The following is a 14,412-nucleotide window of genomic DNA, read 5'->3' as shown; positions in this document are numbered from 1 at the left end:
AGGTGCGAGGAGCGACAGCACGACCCCCCGCCCCCTGAGGTGCGAGGAGCGACAGCACGACCCCCCGACCCCTGAGGTGCGAGGAGCGACAGCACGACCCCCCGCCCCTGAGGTGCGAGGAGCGACAGCACGACCCCCGCTCCCTGAGGTGCGAGGAGCGACAGCACGACCCCCCGCTCCCAGAGGTGCGAGGAGCGACAGCACGACCCCCCGCTCCCAGAGGTGCGAGGAGCGATAGCGACGAGCCTCGAAGGGCCTGGTGAGCCGAACTCGCCAGGCTCTTCGAGTTGCGGGAGACACCGCCGCTGGTCCGTCGCCGACTAGGCTCGACCCCGTGAGTGTGCGCGCAGGCATCATCGTGACCGGGACCGAGGTACTGACCGGGCGGATCACCGACCAGAACGGCCCGTGGCTGTCCGAGCAACTGCTCGAACTCGGCGTCGACGTCGCCCACATCACGATCTGCGGAGACCGGCCCGCCGACCTCACCGCGCAGCTGCGGTTCCTCGCCAACCAGCAGGTCGATCTCATCGTCACCAGTGGCGGCCTCGGCCCCACCGCCGACGATCTGACGGTGGCGACGGTCGCCGAGTTCTGCGGACGCGACGTCCACCTCGACCGGGCCCTCGAGAAACACATCGCCGGCGTCATCCGACGCTGGCGCCCCGACACCGTCGATCTCGACGAGGGCCCCACCCGCATCGGCATCCGTAAGCAGGCCTGTGTTCCCGCCGGCGCCACCGCGATTCCACCCACCGGCACGGCACCGGGCGTCGCCATCCCCGCGACAGCCGGAGACCAGCCTCTTCCCACGATCCTGATCCTTCCCGGCCCACCCGGCGAGCTGCAGGCGATGTGGCCGACCGCCATCGCCTCACCTGCGGTTGCCGACGTGCTGTCCCGCGCCGACGACCTTCAGCAGGAGACCATCCGGGCCTACGGCCTGCACGAGGCCGAACTCGCCGAGACGCTGCGTCGCGCAGAGGAATCGGTCGCCGGCTTCGACGCCCTCGAGATCACCACGTGCCTACGACGCGGGGAACTCGACATGGTCACCCGCTTCGCCGCCGACGACTCCGCAACCTACGGCGAGCTGCTGGCGTTCCTCACCGAACACCATGGGCGACAGATCTTCTCGACCGACGGCTCGACCATCGAGGATCAGCTGATCGCCACCCTCGACGGCCGGCTGATCGCCACCGCGGAATCCTGCACCGGCGGACTAATCGCGGCACGGCTGACCGATCGCCCCGGGTCCTCCGCCTACGTCATGGGCGGCGTCGTGTCGTACTCCAACGATGCGAAGTCCGATCTGATCGACGTCCCCGCCGAATTGATCGCCTCGCACGGCGCGGTCAGCGAAGAGGTCGCCGCCGCGATGGCCGAGGGAGCGCGCCGCCGCCTGAAGTCCGACGTCGCGGTCTCGACCACCGGCATCGCCGGGCCGGACGGCGGGACCGAGGCCAAGCCGGTCGGCACCGTCTGTTTCGGCGTCGCGATCGAGGGACGACCCACCTACACGATCACGCGACGCTTCCCCGGTGACCGGGAACGGGTCCGGTCCCTCACCACCACCGCCGCGTTGCACCTGGTCGTCGGACAGCTGAGAAGAGACTCCGACGCCAGTTGACCTCCCTTGTTGACTTGTCCCCTGCTACTGGTGGAGCGGCCCCTGTGTGGCGGTTGCTCGTCGTTTCGACGCGGTGGCTCGCTGGCGCTCGCTACCGGCTCAACGAGCGTGGTCACCTGGTGGTCGCACGGCTGAGAAGAGACCCCGCAGCCGGTTGAGCTGTCCCCCTGCCGGTTGAGCCCGTCGAAACCTACAGCGGCCCGGTCGGCAACTGCCGGCGGACGAGCTTGCCGGTGGGGTTGCGTGGTAGTTCCTCGACGAACACGACGTCCCGCGGCACCTTGTACCGGGCGAGGTGCGCCTTCACGTGGGCCTTGATGTCCTCCGGCGTCGGATTCGCATGCGGAGCGGAAACGATGAACGCCCGCAACCGTTTTCCGAACTCGTCGTCGTCCACGCCGATCACCGCGACGTCGTCGATGTCGGGGTGTTCGGCGAGCAGGTTCTCCACCTCGAGCGGGTAGACGTTCTCACCGCCGGAGACGATCATGTCGTCGTCGCGGCCGTCGATGTGCAGCAGGCCGTGCTCGTCGAACCGCGCCATGTCGCCGGTGGACATGTACCCGTCGATGACCTCCTTGTTCCGCCCGTCGGTGTATCCCTCGAAGGGCGCGCCGTTGCGGACGAAAAGCCTTCCGCGGATGTTGGTTCCGGAGATCCGTCGACCCTCGTCGTCGAACAGGGCGAGACGGCTCGTGACCGGCGCCCGGCCCACCGTGCCCGGGGCGAGCCGCAGTTCCTTCGGCTGCGCGACCGAGGCCACGGCCACCTCCGTCGACCCGTAGAGGTTGTAGAGGACGTCACCGAAGGTGTCCTGGACGGCTTCCGAAAGCGTTGGCGAGAGGGCCGATCCCGCGATCACGACGATTCGCAGTGCGGACGTGTCGTACTTCTTGATGACGTCGGGACCGAGGGCCACCATGCGGTGGAGCATCGTCGGCACCGCGACCAGGACCTCCGCCTTGTGCTCGGCGAGCGCGGCCAGGGTCTTCTCCGGGTCGAACCGTCGCATCACGACGGCCTTGTTGCCCAGAGCCGCCCCCACACCCCAGAGGGCGAACCCGGTGGAGTGGAAGATCGGCGAGACGATCACCATCGTGCCGCGCTGCGGGAACGGGATGCGGTCGAGCAGGAGTGCGCTGGAGAACGGCGACAACTTCGAGCGTTGCGCTCCTTTGGGCAGACCGGTCGTGCCGCTGGTGAGGATCACGAGTCCGGCCCACTCATCCGGTTCCGCGGGCGTGGACGTGTCCCCACCGTCGACGATGTCGTCGAGGGTTCGAACGCCCTCGGGGACCGGACGCTCACCGTCGACCCAGGTGACGATCCTGAGGGTATCGGCAGGGAGGGCATCGGCGAGGTCGGTGAACTCCTCGTCATAGAGCATCGCGACGATCTTCTCGCGTTCGGCGACCTCGACGAACTGGGTCTTGCCGAATCCGGTGTTCATCATCGCCAGCCGCAGAACGGCTTTGCCGGCGGCACTCATCGTGGTCAGCAGGCCTCGATGATCGCGGGCGATGACGCCGATCACCGAGCCCCGCTCGATGCCGGCGGCCAACAGATGGTTGGCCAGCGCGTTGGCGTTGGCGTTCAGTTCGCCGTAGGTCAGTTCGCCGCGTTCGTCGGCAACCGCACCCGCGTCCGGATACTCGTCCGCACCGTGCGCCACCACCGAGGCGCACGGTCCGATGATCTTCGCGCGCTTGACCGTTGTCAGGAGCTCCTTGGGCCGCGTGGGATCCAGCAGTCCCGAACGCTTGAGCACCTTGAACGCCCCGACGGCGTCCTGCACCTGTTCGACGGCAGTTCCCACCACACCGGTCACCGAGACCATGTCCACCCACCTTTCGCGGCCGGAGCCGCTGTCCGCGCCCACGGGGTCGGCTCGAGGGTGACGCAACGTTGGTCACGGGCGTCACCATGGCCGATGCAGGTGCCAGAGTAGGGCGCGGACTCCCCGCCAATGCCCGATTCGCCGAAATCAGCTGGGCCCCAGCAGCTGTCGTCGATACTGGGGGACGCCTCGGCGGCGGCCGGGTCGAACCGCGACGATCGGTTAACTCATTCGTTGCCAAATCGCGACAACTCTGACAACATCTGTCTCCAGATCGAGAGTGGAGGAACATTTTCAGTTTTCGACGGTTGACGACGATCGTCACCGCTGCGGTGGCATGCACGATGACAGCGACCTTGGGCGTCGCCGGGGTGGGCACGGCCGAGGCCGCGCCGTCGAAGAAGTACCCCGTGTCCTGGGACTTCCGGTCCGCGATCCCGAACGTGCTCAACCAGACGCTGGACGCCCACTGGTCTCCGCCGGGCGCCAACGACCCGTCGTGCAAGCTGACGAAGGAACGCCCCAACCCGGTGATCCTGCTGAACGCCACGGCCACCACGCAGTGGGCCTACAGTGCCGGCGCCCCCTATCTCGCCAACCGCGGGTACTGCGTCTACACGTTCAACTACGGCAACATCACGCCGATCCCCAGCTTCCCCATCCAGGGCCTCGCCGACATCGAGGGGTCGGCCCGCGAGATCTCGCGCAAGATCGATCAGATCATGCGCCGCACCGGCGCGAAGAAGGTCGACCTGGTCGGCTGGTCGCAGGGTGGCGGGCTGCTCCCGCACTACTACATCGACTTCCTCGGCGGCGACAAGAAGGTCGACAAGGTCATCGGCATCGCGCCCGGCAACCACGGCTCCACCGGCGACATGCTCACGTACGTGCGGTATTTCATCCCGCCGTTCGGACCGGTCGGCTACGACATCTTCAAGGCACTCTTCCCCGCCTTCGCCCAGCAGGCCCAGTACTCCGATCTCGTCCGGAAGGTCTACGGCAACGGCGACACCAAGCCGGGCCCGCACTACACGACGATCGTCACCAAATACGACGAGATCGCGACGCCGTTCACGAACGGCTTCCTCGAGGGCGACAACGTCACGAACATCCTTCTGCAGGACGACTGCCCGGTCGATCTGTCCGAACATCTGTCGATCAACTTCAGTGAGCGCACCTGGCGTCACGTGCGAAATGCGATGGCGTTCGCGACATCAAGGGGCAGAACCCCGACGGCTCGCGCTGGAGTTCGCTGAATCCCGAAGCATTCCACTGGGTTCACGCGATTCTGGCGCACGGGATCTACACCCAGCAGAAGGAACTCGGCCGGGGCTGGAAGCCGGGCTAGATCGAACAGTTCTATCTCGAGATGCGTCAGGTCGGCCACATGTACGGCGTCCGCGAGCAGGACATGCCCGAGGACTGGGAGACCTTCTGCATCTGGTTCGACGAGATGACCCGTACCAGGCTCGAGCGTTCGGACATGACCGATCGGGTCTTCGGTGTGGTGACGGCTCCCAAGCCGCCACCGCACATCCCGGTCCTACGGCATGCGATCGTGTGGAACACGACGGTGCGTCCCGTGGCCGGTCTGTCCTGTCCACGGTCACCGCAGGGCTCCTCACACCGGAACTCCGCGAACTGCTCGGCATCGACTGGGGCGCCGGCCGTCGCTTCCTGTTCCGCCTGATCTCGCTGCAGTCGAGGCTGATCATCCCGCGCCTGCCCAAGGCCATCCGCATGGTTCCTCACGCCCGGGCCGCCTACAGATAGGCGACAACCACACTGCATCCCGCACATCGACGAGAACGCTGTGCCCCCGCACACCGAGGCATGCGGGGCACAGTGTTTTCCGATCAGAAGGCGCGCAGGTTCTCCTTCAGGGTCGAGCCGGTGTACTCCTCGCGGATGAGGCCGCGACGACGCAGCTCCGGAGCCAGGCCGTCGGAGATCATGGCCAGGTTCATGCGGGTGGTGGGCAGGTAGAACAGGAAGCCGTCGCCGCCGGCCTCTTCCATGATCTCGCCCATCTTGTCCGCGATGGTGGACGGTGAGCCGATGAGGCCCATGTCCTTCACCTGGAAGCTGCTCGCGACGACCTCACGCAGCGTCTCGTCCTCGCGACCGCCGAACAGTCCGGCGATCGAAGTGTATTCGCCGTTCTGCTTGCTGAGGTCGATGTCGCCCACACGGGTATCGGGATCGATGGCACCGAAGTCGATGCGACCACCCGAGGTGTAGGACATGTTCCACAGGTTGTACTCGATGGCCTTGTCCGTCTTCCGGAACGCCTGGGCCGCTTCGTAAGCAGCCTGGGCTTCGGCATCGGTGGCCGCGATGGTCGGGGTCGCGATGAAGAGGATCTTGATGTCGTCGGGGTTGCGTCCGGCGGCAGCGGCTCGGGCACGGATGTTCTCGCGGTACGTCTTTGCGTCCGCGGCGTCCTTGACGATGGCGATCTGGGTGTCGTCGTAGTTGGCGGCGAGCACGCGACCGAGCTCCGAGCTGCCGGCCGAGCACACCGGCACGTCGCGCTGCGGACCCGGGATCGTGTTCAGCGGGCCACGGCACTTGAAGTACTTACCCACGAACTCGATCGGATTGACCTTGGTGTGGTCTGCGTAGACGCCGGCGTAGGGGTCGGCGATGACGGCGCCGTCCTCCCACGAGTTCTGCAATGCCTTGACGACGTCGATCCACTCCATCGCCATCTCGTAGCGCTCGTCGTGCTCGAGATGCCTTTCGTAACCGAAGTTCTGGGCGACGCGGTCGGTGACGCTGGTGACCACGTTCATGCCCACACGACCCTCGGTGAGGTGATCCAGCGTGGTGAAGGCGCGGGCAGCCAGGAACGGCGGGTACTGGATGGTCGAGACGGTCGGGATGATGCCGATGTGCTTGGTCTGCTGGGTCATCAGCGGGACCAGCGGCAGCGGATCGTTCTTGGGGGCCATGAAGCCGCGACGCAGTGAGGTCTCGGCGGAGTTCTTGTAGGAGTCCTCGACCATCGAGGTGTCCTCGATGAGGATGTAGTCGAACCCGGCACGCTCGAGGCTCCTGGCCATGTCGACGTGGATGTCGGGCTTCATCCAGTCCAGGTGGTTGGTGCCGGTCCACGGACCGTCGCCGTTCGTCGGGCTCCAGGGGTGAATGCCGAAGCCGTCTCCGAGGAACCAACCCATGTGGAACATTGCGATCTCCTGTCGTGAGAAATGGTTGTGTGATGTGTTGTCTGCCGGCCGGATCGGCCTGGCGAGTCAGCGGGTCAGGCCGCAGCTTCCATGGCCTGGTAGGCGCCGATGAGGGTCTGCGTGTAGTCGTTCGACGGCGCGTCGAGGATCGCCATCGTCTCGCCGGACTCGACGACCTTGCCGCGGTTCATCACCAGCAGGTCGTCGGTGATGAACGCGGTGGCCGGCAGGCCGTGCGAGATGAAGACCAGGCCGAGCGAATGCGTCTTCACGTAGCCCTTGAGCAGGTTCAGGACCACCGCCTGCGCGGACACGTCGAGCGCGCTCACCGCCTCGTCGCAGACGAGGATGTCCGGACCGACGACGAGTGCACGTGCGATCGAAAGCCGTTGCCGCTGACCGCCGGAGAGCTGGTGCGGAAACCGTTCGACGAGTTCGGGTGCGATACCGAGTTCGTCGATGATGGCGTCCACGGCGGCGTCCGCCGCCTTCTCGTCCAGCCCGCCGAGGATCTGCGCGGGGCGTCGGATCGCCTCGCGGACGACTCGACGCGGATCGAACGTCGTCGTGGTGTCCTGGGCCACGAGCTGCACCTTGCGGCGGTACTCGAGACGGCCGGGACGCCGCTCGAGCAGCCGGGAGAGATCGCGGCCGTCGACCAGGATCTGCCCCGACGTCGGCGCGGTGAGTCCGACGATCATCTTGCCGAGAGTGGACTTGCCGGAACCGCTTTCGCCGACGATACCGGTTGCGCGGCCACTCTCCAACTTGGTGGTCACACCGCCGACGGCGGTCACCTTTCGCCCGTACTGCTTGTGCACGTCGACGACCTCGATGATCGTGCTCATGCTGCGGTCTCCTCTCTCATCACCGTGTCGAGGGTCGGAAGGCGGTCCAGCTGAGCGGAACTCAGCGTGGGCATGCATTCCAGCAGTCCCCGCGTGTACGGGTGGGTGGCGTGATCGAGGTCCGCAGCCGCGATGGTCTCCACGACGTTGCCTGCCTGCATGACCAGAACCTTGTCGGCGAAGCGACGCGCCAGGGCGATGTCGTGGGTGATGAAGACCAGCGACGCCCCGTTCTGGAGTGTCAGGCTGGTCATCAGCTCCATCACCGATACCGCCAGCGATGCGTCGAGGGCGCTCGTCGGCTCGTCCGCGATGAGCAGTTCGGGCTCGGAGGCCAGCGCGATGGCCATCATGACGCGCTGACGCATACCTCCCGAGAGCTGCCCCGGCACCGACGACATCACCCGACGGGGTTCGACGATGCCGACCTGCTCCAGGCAGGCCTCGGCTGCCGCCGCACGGTCTTTCCGTGATCCGTACCTGCTCTTCGGTAGAACGGCCATCAGTTGGCTGCCCACCGACCAGATCGGATCGAGTGAGCTCATCGCATCTTGGAAGATCATCGAGATCCCCTGGCGCCGAGCCGGAATCTGCTGAGCCTTCTCTGCCAGCAGCGAGCGGCCCGACAGCGACAACGTCGCCGCCGACACCTCGCCCACACCCGGCGGGATGAACCCGCCGAGTGCGTTGGCGATGCTCGACTTCCCCGAGCCGGACTCGCCGACGATCGCGACCCGCTCGCGCCGCCCGATCGTGAACGAGGTCGGGTGGATCTTCTCCACCCCGCCGTAACGGATGGTCAGATCGGTGACCTCGAGGACCGGGCCGTTGCTCGTGACGTTGCTGCCCGTCATGTCGCTCTCTGCATCACCGACGGCCGCCGTGGTGTCCTCGGTCAGCGCGGTCATGGCTTCAGCACCGAGTAGTCGATCACGCTGTCGGTGCGGAAGACGTAGCCCTCGACACCGTTGGCAAATGCGTTGAGCGGCTGCACATAGCCGATGTACACGGTCGGCATCTGGTCCTGCAGGATTCGCTCGGCCTCATTCCACTTGCCCCATGCGGCCGGGGTGAGCGGCTCGCCGGAGGAATTGCCCGCTGCGACCGCATTGTTCAGCGGCGCGTAGTCGAAGTCCGGCCAGTTGATGGGAGAACCCGGGGTGTAGAACAGCGACAGCACGTAGGGCGGGGACTGCACAACCGCGTAGTCACGGCCCATCGACGCCTGGAAGGTCTTGTTGGCGAGCCCCTCCTGGAACACGGCCGAGTTCACCTCGTTGAGCGTGACCTCGAATCCGGCTGCACGAGCCGCGGTCTGGATCTGAACCGCGGTCTCCTTGAGGTCCGGGACGGCGTTGTTGACGGTCAGCTCGAAGTTGACGGGTGTGGTGATTCCGGCGTTGCGCAGGATCTCCAGCGACTTCGCCGGATCGGTGGTGTTGCTCTTCAGTCCGCTGCCGTTGTAGTCGGGAAGCGTGTCGTTGAGGATCGACGAGATCGGACCCAGCCGGCCCTTGTAGACGTCTTTCATGATCGCGTCGTACGGGACTGCGTAGGAGAACGCGCGGCGGACCTCGACGTTGTCGAACGGAGCCATGGTGGTGGTCAGCGGCACGTAGACATAGGCGTTGCTCGGCACGGTGAAGATCTGGGCGGCGTTCGCATCGCGCAGGGCGACCTGGTCTGCAGGACGCAGCTGGGTGGCGACAGATGCATCGCCGCTCTTGACGAGGTTCGACCGCTGGCCGGCGTCGGCGACGACGCGCTGGACGACGCGCTTGACCTCGGGCTCACCGAGGGCGTACCCGGGGTTGGCCTCGTAGACCATCTGCTGGCCGGGGGTGTAGCTGCTCAGCTTGTATGCCCCGAAGCCGAAGTCCGCGTTGGTCTTCGAGTACTCGACACCGTACGGGTCGTCCGCGGTGGCGTTCGCCGTCAGCACCTCGGAGTCATAGATGGCGTACGGGGTGTTGGCCAGCAGCGACAGCAGCGTGAAGCCGTGCGAAGGATCGGCGATGGAGATGGTGACGGTGGCGTCGTCGACCTTCTTGACCTGGTCGGGCGAGGTGATCACCGGGGCACTGACGAACGACACGATGCTGGTGTCGACCTCGAACTTGCGCTTGAACGAAAAGATCACGTCGTCGGCGTCGAGGGCGTTACCCGCGGCGCTCTTGGCCTCGGTGTTGAGGTGGAAGGTGTAGACCTTGCCATCGGGGCTCACCTCATAGCTCTTGGCCAGCACCGGCTCGAACTTGAAGAGTTCCTGGTGTGCCGAGAGCCCGTCCGATCCCGCGATGTACGGGTTGCGGATGAGTGTGGCGCCGGTGTTCAGGAAGAACTCCGCGGCCTCGTAACCGGTTGCGCTCGTCTCGTAGCTGAAGCTCGGGGGCTGGGCCGCGGTCACGATGACCACGCCGCCCTCGGCGGAATTGTTCGACGACCCGCCACCGCACGCACTGAGTGTGAGTGCGACGGCGAGGGCGAGCGCGGTTCCGCTCACCATGGTGGACAGACGTTTCATGAGATCGATGACTCCGTTCTGGGAAGGGTTGTGAGAGTGACGATTGCGCCGGGATCAGATGCCGCGACGGCGTGAGATGAAGGTGGTGACCCGGGAAGCCGCCCACACCGAGTAGGCGAGGGCCAGCACCGGGAACAGGGCGGGCCACCAGCGTCCGACCGCGGCGTCCGCCGCTCCGTCGGCGAGCATGTTGCCCCATTCCGCCGTCGGCAGCGGGATACCGACGCCGAGGAAGCCGAGGCCGGCGCAGAAGATGATCCCCATTCCGAAGATCGCCGACGCGTTCTCCAGGACCGGAGCACACGAGTTCGGGATCACGTGGCGCATCAGGATGCGGAACTCCGATTCGCCACTCATCCGCGCAGCGGTCACGAAGCCGTCGTTCCGCGTCCGCAGCACCTCGGTTCGCATCAGCCTGCCCTGGAATGGCATGAGCACCAACGCGAGTGCCAATGCGATGACCACCGGGTTGCGGCCGAAGAAGGAGACGATGACCAAGCCGCCGATCATCACCGGCATCGCCTGGACCAGATCGATGGTGCGTCCGAGCGTCGCCGCGATCGCGCCGAGTAGCCCGCCCTTCGAGCCGTACATGCCGGCGATCGATCCGATGGCGATGCCCACGGCCGTAGCGAGGACCGTCACGCCGATGGCGATGAGGATGTCGAGACGGAACGCGGTGAGTGTCCTGGAGAGCACGTCGAATCCGTTGGAGTCGGTGCCGAACCAGTGGTCGCCCGACGGCGCGGTCGACGGGGTGCCGACCACCTCGGTGGCCGACTGCGGCGCCAGCATCGGCCCGAACACCGCGAGAAGCAGCAGGAGAGCGAACGGGATGAGAGCCGTGTAGTCGCGAAGCCCGGCCGTCTTGCCGGAACTCCGCAGCGTATCGGGGCATTCCGTCATCGTGGAAAGGGGTGCCATGACCATGTCAGACCTCCTGGTTTCGCGAGTCGCGGCGACGGGGATCGAGAAGACCGGTGGCCACCTCGGTGAGGAAGCAGACGATCAGACACAGGGCGGCGATGACGACCAGGAATGACCGGAGGGCGAACACATCCGACGAGCGGACCGCGTCGACCGCGTACTGACCCAGACCGCCGAGACCGAACAGTGATTCGAGGACGACCGCGCCGCCGAGGAGCAGGCCGAAGATCATGCCGAGCATCGCGACCGCCGAAGGCAGTGCCCTGCGGTAGATGCTCAGGATCACCACCCGTCGCGGAGCGCCCGAGGCGATCCGGAAACGCGTTGCCGAGCTGTCGATCTCGGTGTCGAGTGCCAGCACCAACGACTTCACCAGGATCGCCGAGTGCGACACGGTCATCACCGCCACCGGCAGGATCAGGTGCGCGATGTAGGAGTTGGCCGCAGCGGTGTCTCCCGCGATGAAGGCGTCGAGGACCGGGAATCCGGTGACCTCCGCCGGCGGCATGAGAATCGGGTCGAGTCGTCCGGACGGGGCCGGGACCCAGGCCAAGGTGGCGAAGAAGACGAACAGGAACAGGATGCCGACGACGTACTCGGGGATCGCGCCTGCCGAACTCGCGTAGGAGCGAAGCACTTTGGAGAACCGATTGGTCGGTCGGGTCACGATCAGGTAGGACATCGGCAGGCTGATCAGACAGGCGAAGAACAGTCCGGCACCGATGAGTTCCAAGGTCGCGGGCACCCGGGTGGCCATGTCCTCGACGACCGGGCGGCCGGTGGCGATCGAGCTGCCGAGATCGAGACTGAACAACGAGGTCAGATACGCCCAGAACTGTGAAGCCAGAGAACCGTTGAGGCCGTATGCCTCTCGAGCCTGTTCGAGCGCAGCACCGGACAGTCGACCACCTGATGCCGACACCAGCGGATCGCCGGGGATCAGTTGGACGAGGAAGAATGCGACGATCACGAAGATCAGGAAGTTGACGATTCCCCGACCCGCCGCACGCCCGATCCAGGCCCATTCGGAAATACGCGACCACAACGCCCCGGCTGCGGACCCCTTCGTCCCGGCACTGCCGCCACCGGCGGTTGTCGTCGCGCGTCGTGAATCGACAGCGCCCGGGTCGACGATGCCCGGGTCGACGCTGATATCGACGGTCACTCGATCTCCCATCTAGGACTTGATCTGTTGGGTCTCGATCTGTTGAGTGCCGATCCTGTGGTCGGTTTGTTTCGAAACCCGCGTCTTGGCGTGACTGATCAATTGCGCGGGTTCACATTCGTGATCATCGGCGCGTAGCCGCAGGTCAACGGGCCGTTCGGCATCGACGAGATCTTTTTTGCGCCGAATGTGACGCGCACAACTTGCCCGCGCTGATCTTCGCAAGAGTCCTTAGACTCAGTACCCATCGGCAGTTCAACCCCCGCTGTTGGAAGATCGGAAGTCATACCCATGACGACACCACCCCCGTTCCACCCCCGCTCGCGCGGCGGCTCCGCGCGTGGGCGTCAGGTGTCCTCCCGGCGCGTCCGAGACCTCATCCTCGCCTCGATTCGCAACGGCACCATCGACATCGACGCGCAACTGGTCGAAGAAGACCTCATGATCATGTTCAACTCGAGCCGCGGCTCGGTGCGCGCTGCCCTGAACGAGCTGAGTGAGACCGGCGTCGTCATCCGCCGGCCTCGTGTCGGTACGCGAGTCAATCGCCGGGATCTCGGTGTCGCACTGGACGATATCTCCGCGACCGGCGGCGAGTTGGTTCACATCCAGGTGACCGACCAGTGCATCGTGCCGACCTTCCCGCTCATCCGCGAACGTCTACAGATCGACGACGACGTCGTCCGTCTCGTCGAGAACTCCTTCATCGCGAACGACGAGATCATCGGGATGCGCAGCGCCTATTTCTCTCCGCGTTTCAACGCCGACCCGAATGACCTTCGGGACAAGCCGATGTCGATGGCACGGACACTCGCCGAGTTCTTCGGGGTCGCACCGGGCGGCGCCTCGGTCTCCATCGGCGCCGAACGTGCCGACGAGAGAACCGCCCGCCTGCTCGACGTCCGTCCCGGCGAGACGCTGCTCTCGCGCGAGATCCTCTACACCACCGCCGACGGCACGCCGGTGGAGATCGTCTTCGACCGCTTCCGGGCGGACCGAATCCGCTTCGAATCACAGATCGACAACTCCGACGTGACGTGGTGCGCCGAGCCGGAACAGGCTCCTGCGCCGGAAGAATCGTTGTGCACCAATGAGATTTCGCAGGAGTCGGACCCGGAAGGACCGGTTCGCCTCGCGCAACCTGGGTGAAATAATCGGTTGACCATTCGGCAATGTCGCCCGCGCACTCTGCAGGAGAACGCATCTCGCGACATTCGAAGGGAGCATCGTGATCGTTTCCGTTGTGGCAGGCAATCCGAAGCCTGCATCGAGAACGCTGTCGGCGGCGAGCCTGCTGGCGTCGACCCTCACCGGCAAGGAGCCCGACCATGTCGTCGACGTGGTCGACCTGGGCGCGGGTCTGCTCGGCTGGGGTGACTCCGCGGTGGCGGCCGCCGTCGAGACCGTCGCCAACAGCGACCTCGTGGTCTTTGGGTCACCAACCTTCAAGGCCACCTACACCGGGCTACTGAAGCTCTTCCTCGACCAGTTCTCGACGAGTGACGGCCTCCAGGACGTCACCGCCATCCCGCTGATGCTGGGTGCCGGCCCCGCGCACTTCATGGCACCCGACCTGCTCCTGAAGCCGGTTCTCGTCGAACTCGGCGCAACCGTTCCGGCGGCCGGCCTCTACGTCGTCGACAAACTCTACGACGATGCAGAGGCGTTCCAGCCCTGGATCGATCGCTGGGGCTCGGTCGTGCTGGCCTCGGCAAACGTCACGGTCTCGGCGGGTGACCGATGAGCACGAACGTGGTACCGACCACCGATCTGGACAGTGCTGAACTGCGAAAGGCGTTCGGCGCCTTCCCCACCGGTGTCGTGGCACTGGCCGGGATATCGGACACCGAGCCGACCGTCATCGTCGCCTCGTCCTTCGCCGTCGGTGTCTCCCAGGAGCCACCCCTGGTGATGTTCGCCGTGCAACAGAGTTCGACCACCTGGCCGATGCTGCGCAACCTGCCCAGCCTCGGTGTCTCGGTTCTGGGCGAAAGCCACACCGACGTGATCCGGCAGCTGTCCTCCAAGGACAAGACACAGCGCTTCGCCGGGGTCGGCACGACCGTGCTGCCCAGCGGGGCGCTGCTCCTCGACGACGCGCCGGTCCATTTCGAGTGCGCCATCGAGAGTTCGCACACCGCAGGCGATCACCAGATCGTCGTGCTGCGGGTGACCGGTCTCGCAAACGATCATTCCAAGCAGCCGATCGTCTTCCACCGCTCGGCATTCGCCCGGCTCAGCGCCTGATCCCCCACTGCGCGGCGACCCTCGGTGCGCGCCGCGCAGTGGG

General features: G+C 65.8%; 14 protein-coding genes and 1 pseudogene. 7 read left to right on the top strand and 8 right to left on the bottom strand.

Annotation, left to right across the window (positions count from 1 at the left end; all coding sequences use genetic code 11):
* The first annotated feature begins 334 nt into the window (after positions 1-334).
* Positions 335-1,630 carry a competence/damage-inducible protein A gene (locus tag BLU62_RS24660; RefSeq protein ID WP_074852478.1) on the top strand — a complete coding sequence of 432 codons (1,296 nt, stop codon included), beginning with the start codon at positions 335-337 and terminating at the stop codon, positions 1,628-1,630.
* A 190-nt stretch (positions 1,631-1,820) separates the two neighbouring features.
* Here BLU62_RS24660 and BLU62_RS24655 read toward each other — a convergent pair whose 3' ends face one another.
* Entirely contained in the window at positions 1,821-3,467 is a 1,647-nt protein-coding gene (locus BLU62_RS24655) for an acyl-CoA synthetase (RefSeq protein WP_074852477.1), read from the bottom strand.
* Positions 3,468-3,811: 344 nt separating this feature from the next.
* On the opposite strand from BLU62_RS24655, the gene BLU62_RS24650 reads away from it, so the two are divergent.
* The 3 genes and pseudogenes from BLU62_RS24650 (at position 3,812) to BLU62_RS34000 (ending at position 5,240) form a co-directional block, all read left to right on the top strand.
* Positions 3,812-4,723, top strand: a complete 912-nt coding sequence (locus tag BLU62_RS24650; RefSeq protein ID WP_244278313.1) for an esterase/lipase family protein — start codon at positions 3,812-3,814, stop codon at positions 4,721-4,723.
* A pseudogene (locus BLU62_RS34975) lies at positions 4,645-4,953 on the top strand (oxygenase MpaB family protein); the annotation flags it as partial. The gene BLU62_RS24650 and the pseudogene BLU62_RS34975, both read left to right, overlap by 79 nt.
* Before the next feature lie 74 nt (positions 4,954-5,027).
* Positions 5,028-5,240 carry an oxygenase MpaB family protein gene (locus BLU62_RS34000; protein ID WP_244278394.1) on the top strand — a complete coding sequence of 71 codons (213 nt, stop codon included), beginning with the start codon at positions 5,028-5,030 and terminating at the stop codon, positions 5,238-5,240.
* A gap of 83 nt (positions 5,241-5,323) precedes the next feature.
* Here BLU62_RS34000 and BLU62_RS24640 read toward each other — a convergent pair whose 3' ends face one another.
* The 7 genes from BLU62_RS24640 to BLU62_RS32590 all read right to left on the bottom strand — a co-directional run bounded on the left by BLU62_RS24640 (position 5,324) and on the right by BLU62_RS32590 (position 12,415).
* Positions 5,324-6,658, bottom strand: a complete 1,335-nt coding sequence (locus BLU62_RS24640; RefSeq protein WP_074852475.1) for an NtaA/DmoA family FMN-dependent monooxygenase — start codon at positions 6,656-6,658, stop codon at positions 5,324-5,326.
* A 74-nt stretch (positions 6,659-6,732) separates the two neighbouring features.
* Positions 6,733-7,506: an ABC transporter ATP-binding protein gene (locus BLU62_RS24635; protein ID WP_074852474.1), complete on the bottom strand. Its 774-nt coding sequence runs from the start codon at positions 7,504-7,506 to the stop codon at positions 6,733-6,735.
* Positions 7,503-8,414 carry an ABC transporter ATP-binding protein gene (locus tag BLU62_RS24630; protein WP_074852473.1) on the bottom strand — a complete coding sequence of 304 codons (912 nt, stop codon included), beginning with the start codon at positions 8,412-8,414 and terminating at the stop codon, positions 7,503-7,505. Before BLU62_RS24630 ends, BLU62_RS24635 begins: the two co-directional genes overlap by 4 nt.
* Positions 8,411-10,030: an ABC transporter substrate-binding protein gene (locus tag BLU62_RS24625; protein ID WP_074852472.1), complete on the bottom strand. Its 1,620-nt coding sequence runs from the start codon at positions 10,028-10,030 to the stop codon at positions 8,411-8,413. The genes BLU62_RS24630 and BLU62_RS24625 overlap by 4 nt, the downstream gene beginning before the upstream one ends.
* Before the next feature lie 54 nt (positions 10,031-10,084).
* Positions 10,085-10,960: an ABC transporter permease gene (locus tag BLU62_RS24620; RefSeq protein WP_074852471.1), complete on the bottom strand. Its 876-nt coding sequence runs from the start codon at positions 10,958-10,960 to the stop codon at positions 10,085-10,087.
* A gap of 1 nt (position 10,961) precedes the next feature.
* On the bottom strand, positions 10,962-12,122 hold the full coding sequence (locus BLU62_RS24615) for an ABC transporter permease (RefSeq protein ID WP_074852470.1): 1,161 nt from the start codon (positions 12,120-12,122) through the stop codon (positions 10,962-10,964).
* A gap of 98 nt (positions 12,123-12,220) precedes the next feature.
* Positions 12,221-12,415 (bottom strand): hypothetical protein, encoded by a 195-nt coding sequence (locus BLU62_RS32590; RefSeq protein ID WP_139180073.1) that lies wholly within the window; start codon positions 12,413-12,415, stop codon positions 12,221-12,223.
* On the opposite strand from BLU62_RS32590, the gene BLU62_RS24610 reads away from it, so the two are divergent.
* The 3 genes from BLU62_RS24610 (at position 12,414) to BLU62_RS24600 (ending at position 14,369) form a co-directional block, all read left to right on the top strand.
* The gene (locus BLU62_RS24610) at positions 12,414-13,271 is read left to right on the top strand and encodes a GntR family transcriptional regulator (protein ID WP_074852469.1); all 858 of its coding nucleotides are present in this window, start codon (positions 12,414-12,416) and stop codon (positions 13,269-13,271) included. The genes BLU62_RS32590 and BLU62_RS24610 overlap by 2 nt on opposite strands.
* Positions 13,272-13,350: 79 nt before the next feature.
* Positions 13,351-13,866, top strand: coding sequence for an NADPH-dependent FMN reductase (locus tag BLU62_RS24605; RefSeq protein WP_074852468.1), 516 nt, complete (start codon positions 13,351-13,353; stop codon positions 13,864-13,866).
* Complete coding sequence (locus tag BLU62_RS24600; RefSeq protein ID WP_074852467.1) at positions 13,863-14,369, top strand: flavin reductase family protein; 507 nt, start codon at positions 13,863-13,865, stop codon at positions 14,367-14,369. Before BLU62_RS24605 ends, BLU62_RS24600 begins: the two co-directional genes overlap by 4 nt.
* Positions 14,370-14,412 lie beyond the last annotated feature (43 nt).

This window comes from Gordonia westfalica, assembly GCF_900105725.1.
In the GTDB taxonomy this organism is placed as follows: Bacteria; Actinomycetota; Actinomycetes; order Mycobacteriales; family Mycobacteriaceae; genus Gordonia; species Gordonia westfalica.
The sequence above is the reverse complement of the archived record's forward strand: the minus strand, read 5'-3'. Positions and strand labels throughout refer to the sequence as shown.